The 13,251-nt window shown below is 59.2% G+C and carries 12 protein-coding genes; 10 read left to right on the top strand and 2 right to left on the bottom strand.

The window, feature by feature from the left end:
* The first annotated feature begins 35 nt into the window (after positions 1-35).
* Genes ispG through AC0V6M_RS07385 form a run of 5 tightly spaced genes read left to right on the top strand, consistent with a single transcriptional unit; the run spans position 36 to position 3,999 of the window.
* Positions 36-1,178, top strand: a complete 1,143-nt coding sequence (gene ispG, locus AC0V6M_RS07405; protein ID WP_486138180.1) for a flavodoxin-dependent (E)-4-hydroxy-3-methylbut-2-enyl-diphosphate synthase — start codon at positions 36-38, stop codon at positions 1,176-1,178.
* Positions 1,175-1,741 (top strand): thioredoxin family protein, encoded by a 567-nt coding sequence (locus AC0V6M_RS07400; RefSeq protein WP_486138179.1) that lies wholly within the window; start codon positions 1,175-1,177, stop codon positions 1,739-1,741. The genes ispG and AC0V6M_RS07400 overlap by 4 nt, the downstream gene beginning before the upstream one ends.
* Complete coding sequence (locus AC0V6M_RS07395; RefSeq protein WP_486138178.1) at positions 1,738-2,496, top strand: SMI1/KNR4 family protein; 759 nt, start codon at positions 1,738-1,740, stop codon at positions 2,494-2,496. Before AC0V6M_RS07400 ends, AC0V6M_RS07395 begins: the two co-directional genes overlap by 4 nt.
* 43 nt (positions 2,497-2,539) lie before the next feature.
* Positions 2,540-3,433: a histone deacetylase family protein gene (locus AC0V6M_RS07390; protein ID WP_486138177.1), complete on the top strand. Its 894-nt coding sequence runs from the start codon at positions 2,540-2,542 to the stop codon at positions 3,431-3,433.
* Positions 3,434-3,465: 32 nt separating this feature from the next.
* Complete coding sequence (locus AC0V6M_RS07385; protein ID WP_486138176.1) at positions 3,466-3,999, top strand: retropepsin-like aspartic protease family protein; 534 nt, start codon at positions 3,466-3,468, stop codon at positions 3,997-3,999.
* A 17-nt stretch (positions 4,000-4,016) separates the two neighbouring features.
* Here the strand turns inward: AC0V6M_RS07385 and AC0V6M_RS07380 are convergent, their stop codons facing one another.
* Positions 4,017-4,658: a hypothetical protein gene (locus AC0V6M_RS07380; RefSeq protein WP_486138175.1), complete on the bottom strand. Its 642-nt coding sequence runs from the start codon at positions 4,656-4,658 to the stop codon at positions 4,017-4,019.
* Between the two features lie 89 nt (positions 4,659-4,747).
* Between AC0V6M_RS07380 and AC0V6M_RS07375 the strand changes: the two genes are divergently transcribed.
* The 3 genes from AC0V6M_RS07375 to AC0V6M_RS07365 are packed head-to-tail and all read left to right on the top strand — an operon-like array spanning position 4,748 to position 7,490.
* Positions 4,748-6,226: an NAD(P)-binding protein gene (locus tag AC0V6M_RS07375; protein ID WP_486138174.1), complete on the top strand. Its 1,479-nt coding sequence runs from the start codon at positions 4,748-4,750 to the stop codon at positions 6,224-6,226.
* Positions 6,227-6,274: 48 nt separating this feature from the next.
* The gene (locus AC0V6M_RS07370; protein WP_486138173.1) at positions 6,275-6,988 is read left to right on the top strand and encodes a murein L,D-transpeptidase catalytic domain-containing protein; all 714 of its coding nucleotides are present in this window, start codon (positions 6,275-6,277) and stop codon (positions 6,986-6,988) included.
* A complete protein-coding gene (locus AC0V6M_RS07365) occupies positions 6,957-7,490 on the top strand; it encodes a hypothetical protein (protein WP_486138172.1) in 534 nt (177 codons plus the stop codon). The genes AC0V6M_RS07370 and AC0V6M_RS07365 overlap by 32 nt, the downstream gene beginning before the upstream one ends.
* 9 nt (positions 7,491-7,499) lie before the next feature.
* Here the strand turns inward: AC0V6M_RS07365 and AC0V6M_RS07360 are convergent, their stop codons facing one another.
* Positions 7,500-8,918, bottom strand: coding sequence for a L,D-transpeptidase family protein (locus AC0V6M_RS07360; RefSeq protein WP_486138171.1), 1,419 nt, complete (start codon positions 8,916-8,918; stop codon positions 7,500-7,502).
* A 258-nt stretch (positions 8,919-9,176) separates the two neighbouring features.
* Here AC0V6M_RS07360 and AC0V6M_RS07355 point away from each other — a divergent pair, with 258 nt between their 5' ends.
* Positions 9,177-10,085: a DMT family transporter gene (locus tag AC0V6M_RS07355; RefSeq protein ID WP_486138170.1), complete on the top strand. Its 909-nt coding sequence runs from the start codon at positions 9,177-9,179 to the stop codon at positions 10,083-10,085.
* A 492-nt stretch (positions 10,086-10,577) separates the two neighbouring features.
* Positions 10,578-13,250, top strand: coding sequence for an aconitate hydratase AcnA (acnA, locus tag AC0V6M_RS07350; protein WP_486138169.1), 2,673 nt, complete (start codon positions 10,578-10,580; stop codon positions 13,248-13,250).
* The last annotated feature ends 1 nt before the right edge of the window (position 13,251 follow it).

Here is a 13,251-nt window from a genome sequence, read left to right as displayed (position 1 = left end):
TGCCCCTGACCATCAACGCGCCTATATTAGGGCTTATGTCTTCAATACGGCCCTGGCGCGATATCGAACGGCGGCAATGCCGCCAAATCATGGTTGGCGATGTGCCTGTGGGCGGCGATGCGCCGATCACCGTGCAGACCATGACCAACACCCCCACCGAAGATGCGGTCGCGACGCTCGATCAGATCCGCCGCTGCGAAGAAGTGGGCGCGGATATCATCCGGGTGTCCTGCCCAACCGAAGAAGCCACCGCCGCCTTTAGCAAGATCACCAAGGCCGCGCGCATCCCCATCGTCGCCGACATTCATTTTCACTACAAGCGCGCGCTTGAGGCCGCTGACGGGGGCGCCGCCTGTCTGCGCATCAACCCCGGCAATATCGGCAGCAGCGAGCGCGTGGGCGAAGTTGTCCGCGCGGCGAAGGCCAATGGCTGCGCGATCCGCATTGGCGTGAACGCTGGCAGTCTTGAGAAGCACCTGCTCGAAAAATACGGTGAACCCTGTCCAGAAGCGCTGATCGAAAGCGCGCTTGATCATATCAAGCTGCTGCAGGATCACGATTTTCACGAATTTAAGGTCGCGGTGAAAGCCAGCGACGTGTTTCTAGCGGTCGCCGCCTATCATGGCCTTGCAGAAACCGTCGATTGCCCGCTGCACCTCGGCATTACAGAGGCTGGCGGCCTGATCGGCGGCACGGTTAAATCCTCAATCGGCATGGGTTCGCTCCTTTGGGCTGGGATCGGCGACACGATCCGCGTGTCGCTCTCGGCGGAGCCGGAGGAAGAAGTCAAAGTCGGCTATGAAATGCTCAAATCACTGGGCCTGCGCACACGCGGCGTTCGCGTCGTGTCCTGCCCCAGCCGCTCACGCCAGGGCTTTGACGTGATCCGCACAGTTGAAACGCTAGAAAAGCGGCTGGAGCACATCAAAACGCCAATGTCGCTGTCTGTGCTCGGCTGCGTCGTCAACGGTCCGGGCGAAGCGCGCGAAACCGATATTGGCCTCACCGGCGGCGGCAATGGCAAGCATATGGTCTATCTCTCCGGCGTGAAAGCGCATGCGATTGATGATGAAGACACGCTTGAACACATCGTCAGGTTGGTCGAGGAAAAGGCAGCAAAGATCGAGGCCGGGGAAGCCACCGCCTTTGATCCGCACGCAGCCGAGGCGGCTGAGTGATCAAGCAGTTATTTGGGGGATTGGCCGGAGGCCTGCTGGCGACCGGCGGCGTCATGGCGGCAGGCACGCTGTCCGGGGCCGCGGCGCACGACTATCCCGAGGCCAAGGCCTATGACGTCTCGCAGAGCGTAAGCGCCGATGTCGATGCCGCCTTTGAGCGCGCAGCGGCAAACGGCAAGCTCGTGATGCTGGTGATGGGCGCAAACTGGTGCCACGACAGCCGCGCGCTCGCCGGATGGCTTCAAACCGAGCGTCTCGCCAAGCTGGTGGATGAGAAATACGAGCTGGTGTTCATCAATGTCGGCATGCCGCAATCGGGCGACGGGCATAATCTAGAGATTGCTCAGCGCTTCGGCATCAGCGACCTGCCCGGCACGCCCAATGTGCTGATCGTGACGGCAGAAGGCGAGCTGCTCAACGCGGACACAGCAACCACCTGGCGCAACTCAGCAAGCCGCAGCGAAGATGAGATTTATGGCGAGCTTGATGGGTATCAAGCATCGCCTGCGCGCAGTGCTCCTTCTACCAACGCTCCTCAGCAAGAGGCGGAACTAACACAATGATTAAAGGCCTAATTGCGGCTATTCTCTCAGCCTTCGGCTCTCCGGCATCGCCCGAAACAGAGCATAGAGAAATCCAAACGGACGGAAGCGAACCCCCGGTGATTGCAGCGCTTGATGCATGGCTCGACGCGTTTGAGGCACAAAAAATCCGCATCCGCGAACAACTGAACACGCCAGCATCAAACGCCGAAATTGCTTCGTTCGAGCAGCATATTGGCTATAAATTGCCCACGGAAGCCCGCGAGCTTTACCGCTTCGCAAACGGACAAAAATCGCCTTTCAAAGTAACCTATCGCGCGCCCGAGGCACCCAATATTGTCGAACTGCCAGTTCCACTGGGTGAGGGCGAGTATGTCGGGAACCTGTTCGGGAACTACGAATTCCTGTCGCTCCAGCAAGCAAAGAAAAATTGGGATGGCTGGGCGGAAATCAGAGCCGGATCGACACCAGAAGAACTGGCACTCGATTTTGATGGATCAGTCACGGTCCGTGACGGCGATCCCGTACTTAAACAGTACACGCACCCAGCGTGGATCCCATTCGCACAAGATGGCGGAGGCAATGCTTATGCCCTCGATCTCGCTCCAACCGAGGGCGGGCATATCGGTCAAATCATTGTGATCGGACCTGACGAAGATTTCCGGCGGGTATTAGCCCCAAGTCTGACCGAGTTTTTCATCTCCGCCTCTGCTCGCGGAATCTCGTTTGAAGACTCAGAAGATCACCGTGCTTTCTTCAATATGGAAAATGACTAAACCGTAGTCACCCGTGCTCCACGTTGTTCATCACGCTGATTACATGGCCCCTCGCCCAGAGCGCGGGACCTTTAAGTTCGACAAGTATTACCTCGTCATGGAAGCTTTGCGTTCGAGCGGCGCGGCAATCACCGAGCATGCGCCTTTACCAATCCCGCGAGAGTGGCTCGAGGCGGTGCATGACCCGGCCTATGTCGAGGAGGTTTTCACCGCCAGCGTCCCGCGCGAAAAGGAACGCCGCATTGGCTTTCCCGTCACCCCGCACATCGCCAGCCGCGTCGCCCACACCAATGGCGGCACATGGCTCGCGGCGAAGCTGGCGATGGAGCATGGCTACGCGGCAAACAGCGCCGCTGGCAGTCACCATGCGCTGGAGAACACCGGCGCGGGGTACTGCGTGTTCAACGATCTGGCCGTCGCTTCCAACCGCTTGATCGCAGAAGGAGACGCGGCGCGCATTTTGATCGTCGATCTCGACGTGCATCAGGGCGACGGCACCGCCAGCCTCACCGCACTGCGCGATGATATCTTCACGCTCTCGCTGCATGCGGAGAAGAATTTCCCAGTGCGAAAGGCCCGCTCTAACCTCGATGTGCCGCTGCCTGACGGTCTGGATGATGAAGGCTATATGGAGGCACTAACGCTGCATCTGCCGCGGGTCTTCGCCGAATTCGCGCCCGATTTTGTGCTCTATCAGGCCGGCGTTGATCCCCATTGTGAGGATAAGCTCGGGCGGCTCGCGCTGTCGGACGAGGGGCTGACCATGCGAGACCGCTATGTCGTGCGTGAGGCGCGGTCGCGGAGGCTGCCTATCGCCAGCGCGCTGGGCGGCGGGTACGGCGATGATCAGGCGGAGGTTGGCGCCCGGCACGCCCGGTCCATGCTGGCGATGGCAGATGAAAACGCGCAGGCTTCTGCGCACCGCGCCGCTCTTTAGAGAGACTTAATTTCGCCCGGCTAAGCTGCGCGATGATGGAACGTTTTATTGTCTTTGCGCTTGCCGTCTTCGGCTTTGCTTATCTCGCTGTGCCCTCTGCTGATGAGGGTGCAGCCGAGAGCGAGACGAGCGCGTCCGCTTCACGCTTTAGCAGCAATTCTGCCGGGCAGTCGCAATCCAACGCCGCGTGGTCTGCGGGTGAGCATGTGCTTGAGCGAGGGTCAGATGGGCATTTCTACGCCTCCGCCTATGTCGATGGCGCGGATATCCGCATGTTGGTCGACACCGGGGCAAGCGTAATCGCACTGACCGCAGATGATGCGCTGGCGGCTGGCCTGCAATGGGACGAGAGCGAGATCCGCCATATTGGCGCAGGCGCGAGCGGTGCGGTTTACGGCGTTCCCACGCGCCTCAACGAAGTTGAGATTGGCGGCATGATGCGGCGCAATATCCCCGCCGTGATTATTCCAGAGGGGCTGGGCATTTCGCTGCTCGGCCAATCCTACCTCTCCAAGATTGGCACGGTCGAAATCGCCGATGACAAGATGGTCATGAGCGCGCAGTAACGCGCGCTCAGCCCGCCTCAAAAATAGATATCGATGTAATCGGTCAGCCGGTCGCACCATTCAAATTCGCGCAGACGCCAATATTTGCGGTTTTGCGTAATGCCAAAACGCCATTGCTTGTTTTGATCACAAAACCGCTCAGCATCCGGCGCGCCAGCAATGGTGATCTCTCCTTCAAACAGGAAATAATCCGAGCCGATTTCGGAAATGTACCCGTCGAGCTTCAGGCCTGAACCGCCCTCGCCATTTTGCCTACCGGCCAGCCACCATACGCCCTGTTCGTCAATTGCAATCCAAACGCGGCCCCGCTCGTCCCAGCTGATCCACTGCAAGGTAAGCCCGGAATTGTCGAAGAGGCGTTCGGCGCTCTCCCGGTTGAGTATGCGCGTTGACACAGCAGGCACTTCATCTGTTTCAACAACCAACCTCTTGGGCGCTTCAGCAAAATTGCTGCGCACCAGTTTTCGCGAGATCAAATCTGGCATCACCGGCGGTGGGGGGATGGTCGGGATCTTGGCCTGGAGCGGGTCGGGCGTCGCTGTCGGTGCGGCAGCCGCCTCAGCAACTTCAAGTGCGGCTCCATCAGCCGAAGCAACACAGCCACTGAGCAGCAAGCCCCCTGAAATCAAGGCAAAAATCGCGCCTCTCCTTATGCTCATTCGCTCACTCCCCGCTCGCATGGCCTTGCATGACACAGCAAAAGCCTCCACCCATTCCCAATAGCTCACAGCGCAAGGATACCAGAGCCATGGCCGACATTGAAACCGATTATCTCGTCATTGGCGCTGGCGCAGTGGGGATGGCCTTTACCGATACATTGCTCGACGAAGATCCCGATTGCCACATCACCATCGTCGATAAGCATGCCAAGCCCGGCGGGCACTGGAACGATGCTTATTCCTTTGTGACCCTGCACCAGCCATCGGCGACCTATGGCGTCAATTCGATGGAGCTGTGCACCAACCGGGTTGATACTCACGGCCACAATGCGGGCATGTATCCGCTCGCCAAACATGCGGAGATCCTCGCCTATTACGAGCAGCCGATGAACGAGCGTTTCCTGCCGAGCGGGCGAGTCACCTATCTGCCGCTCAGCGAGTATCATGAGGGCCATACAGTCAAAGGTATTTTGTCGGGTGAGACCCAGCAGGTGAATGTCCGGCGCAAACTGGTCGATGGCACCTATTTCCAGACCTCCGTCCCCTCCACGCATAAGCCCGCCTATGAAATCGCAGATGGCACGCCCTTCACCATTCCCGGCGCGCTGCCCGGCCTTTGGAAGGATGCGGACAATCTGCCAGAGCATTTCGTGATCCTGGGCGCGGGTAAGACCGCGATGGACACCGCCGTCTGGCTGCTGGAGGCGGGCATTGCAGCGGATCGGATCGGCTGGGTGCGCCCGCGCGGCGGCTGGATGTTCAATCGCAAGTTCCTGCAACCTGCCGAGCATCACCTTGACCGCTTGGTTGATTTCCAACGGCGGCAAATGCGCGCTGCCGCCGCGTCGGAAAGCGGCGATGAGATGTTCGCGAAACTGGGCGAAGAAGGCCTGATGCTGCGGATTGATCCAGAGACCAAACCGGAAATGTTCCACTTTGCGGTGATCTCTGAAGGCGAGATCGAGATGCTGCGCGAGATCAGCCAAGTCTATCGTCAAGGCCGCGTGACGCGGATTGAACCGGGCAAAATGCACTTTGCGAGCGAAAGCGTGGATGTGCCCGCAAGGACCATGTTCATCGATTGCACCGCGTCGGCTGTGCCGTTTGACGCGCGCAACAATCAGCGCCCGTTCTTCGATGGCGATACGATCACCCTGCAATTGGCGCAGGCCCCATTCGTGCCTTACAGCGCATCACTCGCCGCCTTTCTTGAGGCGAATTTTGGCACGGATGACGAGAAGAACGCGCTGACCCCGCCCGCGCCGCTCACCGACACGCCGAGCGCCTATCCAGCCGCGTTTCTCTCCAATTTGCGCAGCACCGGGCTGCTCTCGCAAAATGAAAAGACCAATGCATTTAACGCGCGCAGCCGCCTGCACCCGACCGGCCCGGCGGTGGCCAAGATGATGGCGGAAGGCAGCCCGAAACTCGCCGCGATCGCCGATATTGGCTCGGTTGTAAAAGAATGCATGCCGGGGATCATGGCGCTGGGAATGAAGGCCTTTGCCGAGCACAACGCCGCCCCGCCGCGCGAAACCTCGGTCACGCAAACACAAGCGCAGGGCTAATACGTTTTTTGTTCACGGGAACGTTAGGTTTAGGCTATTAGTTTGAGCATGATGAAACGGCGCGATCTTCTCAAAACTGGCCTAGTCGCAGGCGCGGCTTTGGCTGCTCCTGCTTTGCCAGCGACCCTCGCAGCGCAGCCGATCAAAGGCTCTGCGCGCGACCGCAAGTTGTTCGACATTGCCCAGCGCGAGCTGAACCGGGCAGGCGCGGCGATCTGGAAGCGCGATATCGTGGGCATTGCCGATTTCGGCGTGCACTCGGCGCAGAGGCGGTTTCACTTCGTCAATTTGGACCGCCAAGAAGTGCAAAGCTATCACGTCAGCCACGGCACCGGCTCTGATCCAGAGCATGACGGCTGGCTCAACAATTATTCCAATGTCGAAGGCTCCAACGCGACCAGCCGCGGCGCCTATGTGACGTGGGAATGGTATGTCGGGCGCTATGGCACATCGGTGCGCCTTGGGGGCCTCGACCCAACCAATGATGCCGCCCTGCGCCGCTATATCGTGATGCACCGCGCCAAATATGCCGAACCGTCGCATATTGATCGCTGGGGCCGGCTGGGCCGCTCCAATGGCTGCTTTGCGCTGGGCGAGGAGCAGTTTCGCATTGCCCTGCTCAACCTGTCTGGCGGGCGCTTGCTGTTCGCCGACAGCCTAGGCCTGAACGAGGATGGCAGCATCGCGCAGCGCCCGCAGTACGAACCGCTGCAACCCGAGCGCCCAAGCGATGTTCAGCGCTACGCTCCGGGGTCGTTCTAAGACAGTGCCTTATCGGCCGAGCCATGCTGAGCTTGAGCTCAATATTGGATCAACGCTCAGCGGGATACTGCCAGCCAGTCTCTTTTCAGCGGCGGTCGGATCGGGTTTTGTTGCACTCTATGTTATCGTTAACCCTTGGCTTTTCAGTTCTGAGCCAGCTCCTTGGACTGCGCTAGGAGCAATTGGGACATTCCTCGTCATTTGGCTGTTCGGTTCTGGAATAGCCTTCATGTTCTGCGCGATTTACATCGGTGCGATTGGCATGCCTATCGCTAGTTTACTCGGCGAACGGATCGCAACTAAGTCAGGTTTCGCAATTGCGATTGGAGCAGCATTTCTAGCCAGCGTTGCCGCAGCCTACTTCCTAACTGGTTTAGGAGGCTTGTTCAGTGATCAACAAGAGTGGGAAATTTTTGCGATGATAATCGCCTATGCTATACCCTCAGGCCTGCTCTACCGCCGTGCGGTGATCTCAGCTCGATTGATAAGCCGCTGGTCCTAGAGTTTAACATCAACCCCCAACGCGCGGGTCGTCCTCAATCACAATAACCTCATCGTCGATCAAATCGGTGCGGTTGTCGACGCGCGGCTTGTCCAAGCTCGCCAGCACCGGCTTGTCCCGGCCATAGATGTCCTGGAAGGTCGTCATGTCGCCATTAATGTCAGACGCCATTGTGAAATAGGTGATGTAGGCGGGCAGTTCGCGCTTGTTCTTCACCTTGGTGTATTTGCCCGAAGTAGAAATCTGCACCGCCTCTTCTTTGGTCGCGCCTTTGCCAAGGATGGTGACCAGCATGGCCACTTCGAGCGCGTTTTCCGTGCGGATACAGCCATGGCTGAGCGCTCGATTAGCGTTCTTAAACAGGTGCCGCGACGGTGTATCGTGGAAGAAGATCGCATGCCGGTTTGGCATTTCCAGCTTCATCCGGCCCAGCGAATTGCCCGGCCCGGGCTGCTGAACCACGGTGATCCAACCGTTGGAATTCTTGGTCGCTTTATAGCCATTGCGCCGCGCCCAGGCGGGATTGTTGAGCACTTTATTGCCCAGCCCTTCGCCCTTCACGATGCTCTGCGGCACGGTCCAGGTCGGGTTGAACACCACGCCTTCGACCATTTCAGCGAGCTGCGGGGTCGCGGTGCGGCCCGGCTTGCCCACGACGGTGCGATAGGTTTTGATGATCTTGTCATTCACCGTCAGGCGCAGCTGATATTCCGGCACATTGGTGATCAAATACATGGTGCCCAGATCGCGGGCGAGCCAGCGCCAGCGGTCCATATTGGCGCGGATCAGCTTACGCTTTGCCGGTTCGCTCGCCGGTGTCTTGGCCAGTTCGTTTTTCAGCCGCGCGTAATCGGGATGAGTCGGTGCGAGGTCCGCCAAAGTGTCAGCAATATCACCGGTTTGAACCGCCTTTTCCAGCAGGTCTGCGGTGCGATAAGTGTCGCGGTCTGGATCAACCACAAACCATTGCTTGCGCGCATCCATTGGCGTGCGGCCATCGCGCATGTCCTCCACCAACCAGCGGAAGTTCTTCGAGGCCAGCATATCGAGCTCTGCCGAGGGGCCGGAGGCCTGCGAGACCTTCAATGCCTGCAGGTCATAATCCGCCGGATCGAGCCCTTCGCTGGCGATGCCTTCGATCACCGCGATCAGAGCGGCGGCGTTTTCGGTCGACCAGGCCTGAATGTTTGGCTTTGGCGTGGGATCAAGGTCGCCTTGCACGAGCGGCGCAGAAACACTGCTCGGAAAAGCCTCGTCAAAGCTGCCGGATTGCTCCTGCGCTTGAGGGGCCGTCTGCGTTTCAGCGGCTGGTTCAGCCTGCGCATCGGCAAGCAGGTCAGCAGGCTCGGCCTGCTGCGCGGAGGCGCCGCCAAACGCGATCGCTGAAAGTGCTGCTCCAGCGGCAAATTTGCTGAGGTGTTTGCGCATAAATATCTCTAGCATCCCAATACGCGCCGCCCGGTGGCGGCGCAGTAAACATAGTTATAAGGCTCTGAGGCCCCCCGATTCAAGCGGATGTTTAAGCGATATGCCCTTTCGCTTGGCTGAATCGCTGGGGTTTACGCATATTAATGAGAGGCGCGGGTGTAGCCGCCGCGCAATCGCCCCTGCACAGCGGCACGAAAGCCGCCTCTACGCGAGTTTCCAAGTGACGCGCCGCCGATGCGCCATTAGGGCAGGCCCGCAATGAACAGCTCCCACCGCCTTTTGCCTTTTTTGGCCGCTCTTGCCGGGGTCGGGCTATTGTCCTTGATGGACGCATTTATGAAGGGCGCAGCGCTTGCCGCCGGGGCCTATACCGCCACTTTGCTGCGCGCGCTGATCGGGGCCGCAATGATTGCGCCGTTTTGGCTGGCGCCAATGCTGAAAAAGGGCGCGGGCCGCTGGCCAGAGCGCGCCGTGATGAAGCTGCATCTGGAACGCGGGACTATTTCCGCTTTTATGGCGCTCAGTTTCTTTTACGCGCTCACCAAAATGCCGCTGGCCGAGGCGATTGCGATCAGCTTCATCTCACCGCTCATCGCGCTTTACCTCGCCCGCGCGCTGCTGGGCGAAGAGATCCAGCCGCAAGCGATCTATGCCAGCATCATCGGCTTTGTCGGCGCGATTGTGATTATCGGCGGGCAGTTTGGGCGCGCAGAAATGAGCAATGATCTCATCCTCGGGCTGATCTCGCTGATGTTCTCCGCCCTACTGTACGCCTATAATTTCATCGTGATTCGCCGCCAATCGCAGGTCGCCCGGCCAGTGGAAATCGCCACTTTTCACAGCGGGGTCGGCGGGCTGGTGCTGCTGCTATTTGCGCCATTCCTATGGGCGACGCCGGATCTGAGCGCAGTCGGGTCCATTTCGATTGCCAGCGCCTTCACCGTCACCGGCGCGATGGCGATTGCCTGGGCCTACGCCCGCGCAGAGGCTCAGGCGCTTGTGCCGATTGAATATTCCGGATTTCTCTGGGCGAGCGTGCTGGGCTGGCTTTTCTTCCGCGAAGAAGTGACGCTGACGACGCTGGCGGGAACCGCGCTGATTATCACCGGATGCTGGATCGCGACCCGCAAAGTCGCTGAGCCTGCCGCGGAACAAGCACCGCTATAGCAGACACAAAACACAAAAAAGGCCGGATCAGCGCGCAAACGCCAATCCGGCCAACCCCCTTGGTAAGCCGGCCCAGAACTCTACGGTTCGTTTCCGGCTGCGACCCGAGGGCTATTGGTTGCCCCCAATTGGACCAACGCCGCCGAGTACCCCTGTGGTGCCTCTGCCTGTTCCCCCGAAAAGGCGAAGGCAGCCCCAAAACAAGCTATGACGATTGTCACTGCGCCCAATAATCCGGCGCGTAAGCTATTAATTTTCGCCCTATGCGACTGCGCGTTGTTATTCATTTTTTCCCGCGTCCCTGCTGCGAAACCGCTTTTGCACCCAGGCGTCAGATTCGGAAAGTTAACTGTTGTAAAATTTGCAGCGCCGGGATCGCAGAGGCCACGCCGCACTTGACCTAGAGGCCAAGGTCTAGCAGGTGATCATGCAGATATTTCTCCGGCGCGGAACCCGCCCGGGACACACCACAGACAAGGAAGAAACGCCTCGATGACACAGGTCGGCAAGGACACGCTCGCAACCCGCTCAACCCTTAATGTTGGCGGAACAGAATACGCTTACTATTCGCTCGCAAAAGCGGCGGCGCAATTGGGCGATGTCTCCAAGCTGCCGATTTCACTGAAAGTGCTGCTGGAGAACATGCTGCGCTTTGAAGATGAAGGCTTCACCGTCGGCAAAGAGCATGCGCAGGCGATTGTCGACTGGCAGAAGAACCCAGTCACCGGCAATGAGATCCAATACCGCCCAGCCCGAGTGCTGCTGCAGGATTTCACCGGCGTTCCTTGCGTGGTTGACCTCGCCGCGATGCGCGATGCGATCAAGGAACTGGGCGGCGATACCGCCAAGATCAATCCGCAGGTGCCCGTCAATCTCGTGATCGATCACTCGGTCATGGTCGACGAATTTGGCCATCCGAAAGCGATGGAAGCGAATATGGCGCTCGAATATGAGCGCAATGCAGAACGCTATGACTTCCTCAAATGGGGCTCAAAGAGCTTTGAGAACTTTTCTGCGGTCCCTCCTGGCACCGGCATTTGCCACCAGGTGAACCTGGAGCACATCGCCCAAGGCGTGTGGTCGAGCAAAGACACCAGCGGCGCGATGGTCGCTTATCCTGACACCTGCGTCGGCACAGACAGTCACACCACCATGATCAACGGTCTGGGCGTGCTGGGCTGGGGCGTTGGCGGGATTGAAGCTGAAGCAGCGATGCTTGGCCAGCCGATCTCCATGCTGATCCCGGAAGTCGTCGGCTTTAAGCTGGAAGGCCGCATGGCCGAAGGCATCACCGCCACGGACCTCGTGCTCACCTGCGTGCAAATGCTGCGCGAAGTCGGCGTGGTGGGCCGTTTCGTTGAGTTCTATGGCCCAGGCGTTGCCAACCTCACGCTCGCCGACCGCGCGACCATCGCCAATATGGCGCCGGAATATGGCGCGACCTGCGGCTTCTTCGGGATCGACGACAAGACGCTTGATTACATGCGCCTCACCGGCCGCTCAGAAGAAAACATCGCTCTGGTTGAAGCCTATTCGAAAGAGCAAGGCATGTGGTTCGACCCGGCGAATGAGCCTGTGTTCACCAACACGCTCTCGCTTGACATGGGCTCGGTTGTGCCAAGCTTGGCCGGACCGAAGCGTCCGCAGGACAAGGTCATCCTTCCTGAGGTTGATGAGCTGTTCAACGGCGACCTCAAGACCACCTATAAGAAAGACGCAGCCGTTCGCGTCGGTGTCGACGGCAAAGACCACGACATTGGCGATGGCGATGTTGTCATCGCCGCGATCACCAGCTGCACCAACACCTCCAACCCGGACGTGCTGATCGCCGCTGGCCTCGTCGCGAAAAAAGCAAACGAGCGCGGGATGCTGCCTAAGCCTTGGGTGAAGACATCACTCGCACCGGGCAGCCAAGTTGTGACCGACTATCTGGTCAAATCGGGCCTGCAAGACGACCTCGACGCTATCGGTTTTGACCTCGTTGGCTATGGTTGCACCACCTGCATTGGTAACTCGGGCCCGCTGGCCCCGCCAATCAGCAAAGCGATCAACGGCAACGATATCGTCGCCGCCTCGGTCCTGTCGGGCAACCGCAACTTTGAAGGCCGCGTATCGCAAGACGTGCGCGCCAACTTCCTAGCATCGCCGCCGCTGGTCGTCGCCTATGCGCTGAAAGGCACGGTTACCGAAGACATCACCACCACCCCGCTCGGCCAAGACCAAGATGGCAATGACGTGATGCTGGCCGACCTGTGGCCAAGCAATGCGGAAATCGCTGAGCACCGCGCGGCCAATATCGACCGTTCGATGTTCGAAAACCGCTATGCCAACGTCTATGATGGCGATGAGCACTGGCAAGCGATTACCGTTGAGCCATCCGACACCTATCAATGGCGCGCAGGCAGCACCTATGTCGCCAACCCGCCATACTTTGACGGCATGGGCATGGAGCCTGCACCGATCCAAGATATCGAAGGGGCAAAGCCGCTCGCGATCCTCGGCGACTCGGTCACCACCGACCACATTTCGCCCGCTGGCGCGATTAAGGAAGACAGCCCTGCTGGTTCCTATCTCAGCAGCAATCAGGTCGCGAAGAAGGACTTCAACTCCTACGGCTCACGCCGCGGCAACCACGATGTGATGATGCGCGGCACCTTCGCCAATATCCGCATCAAGAACGAGATGGTCCCGGGCGTCGAAGGCGGCGAGACCACGTATAACGGCGAGCAAATGCCGATTTACGATGCGGCCATGAAGTATAAGGCGGACGGCACCCCGCTGATCGTTGTTGGCGGCAAGGAATATGGCACCGGCTCTAGCCGCGATTGGGCGGCGAAGGGCACCATCCTGCTCGGCGTGCGCGCTGTGATCGTTGAGAGCTTTGAGCGGATTCACCGCTCGAACCTCGTTGGCATGGGCGTTCTGCCGCTGCAATTTAAGGGTGGCGACACGCGCAAGAGCTTGGGCCTTGGTTCAGACGACAGCTTCAGCATTCGCGGCCTTGCCGATCTGGCCCCGGGTCAGGACGTGACAATCGACGTCACCCGCGGCGATGGCACCACCTTCAGCTTCACCGCATTGTGCCGGATCGATACTGCGAACGAGATGGAATATTACCGCAATGGCGGCATCCTCCACTACGTTCTGCGCAAACTGGCAGCATAGG

Source organism: Erythrobacter sp. JB3-1 (genome assembly GCF_057364995.1).
Note: the sequence above shows the minus strand (reverse complement) of the source record. Positions and strands in the feature narration are given on the sequence as shown.

Bases quoted from the DNA above. Each gene is read 5' to 3' on its own strand.
- ispG (WP_486138180.1), top strand. From the start codon at position 36: ATGTCTTCAATACGGCCCTGGCGCGATATCGAACGGCGGCAATGCCGC.
- AC0V6M_RS07395 (WP_486138178.1), top strand. From the start codon at position 1,738: ATGATTAAAGGCCTAATTGCGGCTATTCTCTCAGCCTTCGGCTCTCCG.
- AC0V6M_RS07390 (WP_486138177.1), top strand. From the start codon at position 2,540: ATGGCCCCTCGCCCAGAGCGCGGGACCTTTAAGTTCGACAAGTATTAC.
- AC0V6M_RS07385 (WP_486138176.1), top strand. From the start codon at position 3,466: ATGATGGAACGTTTTATTGTCTTTGCGCTTGCCGTCTTCGGCTTTGCT.
- AC0V6M_RS07380 (WP_486138175.1), bottom strand. From the start codon at position 4,658: ATGAGCATAAGGAGAGGCGCGATTTTTGCCTTGATTTCAGGGGGCTTG.
- AC0V6M_RS07375 (WP_486138174.1), top strand. From the start codon at position 4,748: ATGGCCGACATTGAAACCGATTATCTCGTCATTGGCGCTGGCGCAGTG.
- AC0V6M_RS07370 (WP_486138173.1), top strand. From the start codon at position 6,275: ATGATGAAACGGCGCGATCTTCTCAAAACTGGCCTAGTCGCAGGCGCG.
- AC0V6M_RS07365 (WP_486138172.1), top strand. From the start codon at position 6,957: ATGTTCAGCGCTACGCTCCGGGGTCGTTCTAAGACAGTGCCTTATCGG.
- AC0V6M_RS07360 (WP_486138171.1), bottom strand. From the start codon at position 8,918: ATGCGCAAACACCTCAGCAAATTTGCCGCTGGAGCAGCACTTTCAGCG.
- AC0V6M_RS07355 (WP_486138170.1), top strand. From the start codon at position 9,177: ATGAACAGCTCCCACCGCCTTTTGCCTTTTTTGGCCGCTCTTGCCGGG.
- acnA (WP_486138169.1), top strand. From the start codon at position 10,578: ATGACACAGGTCGGCAAGGACACGCTCGCAACCCGCTCAACCCTTAAT.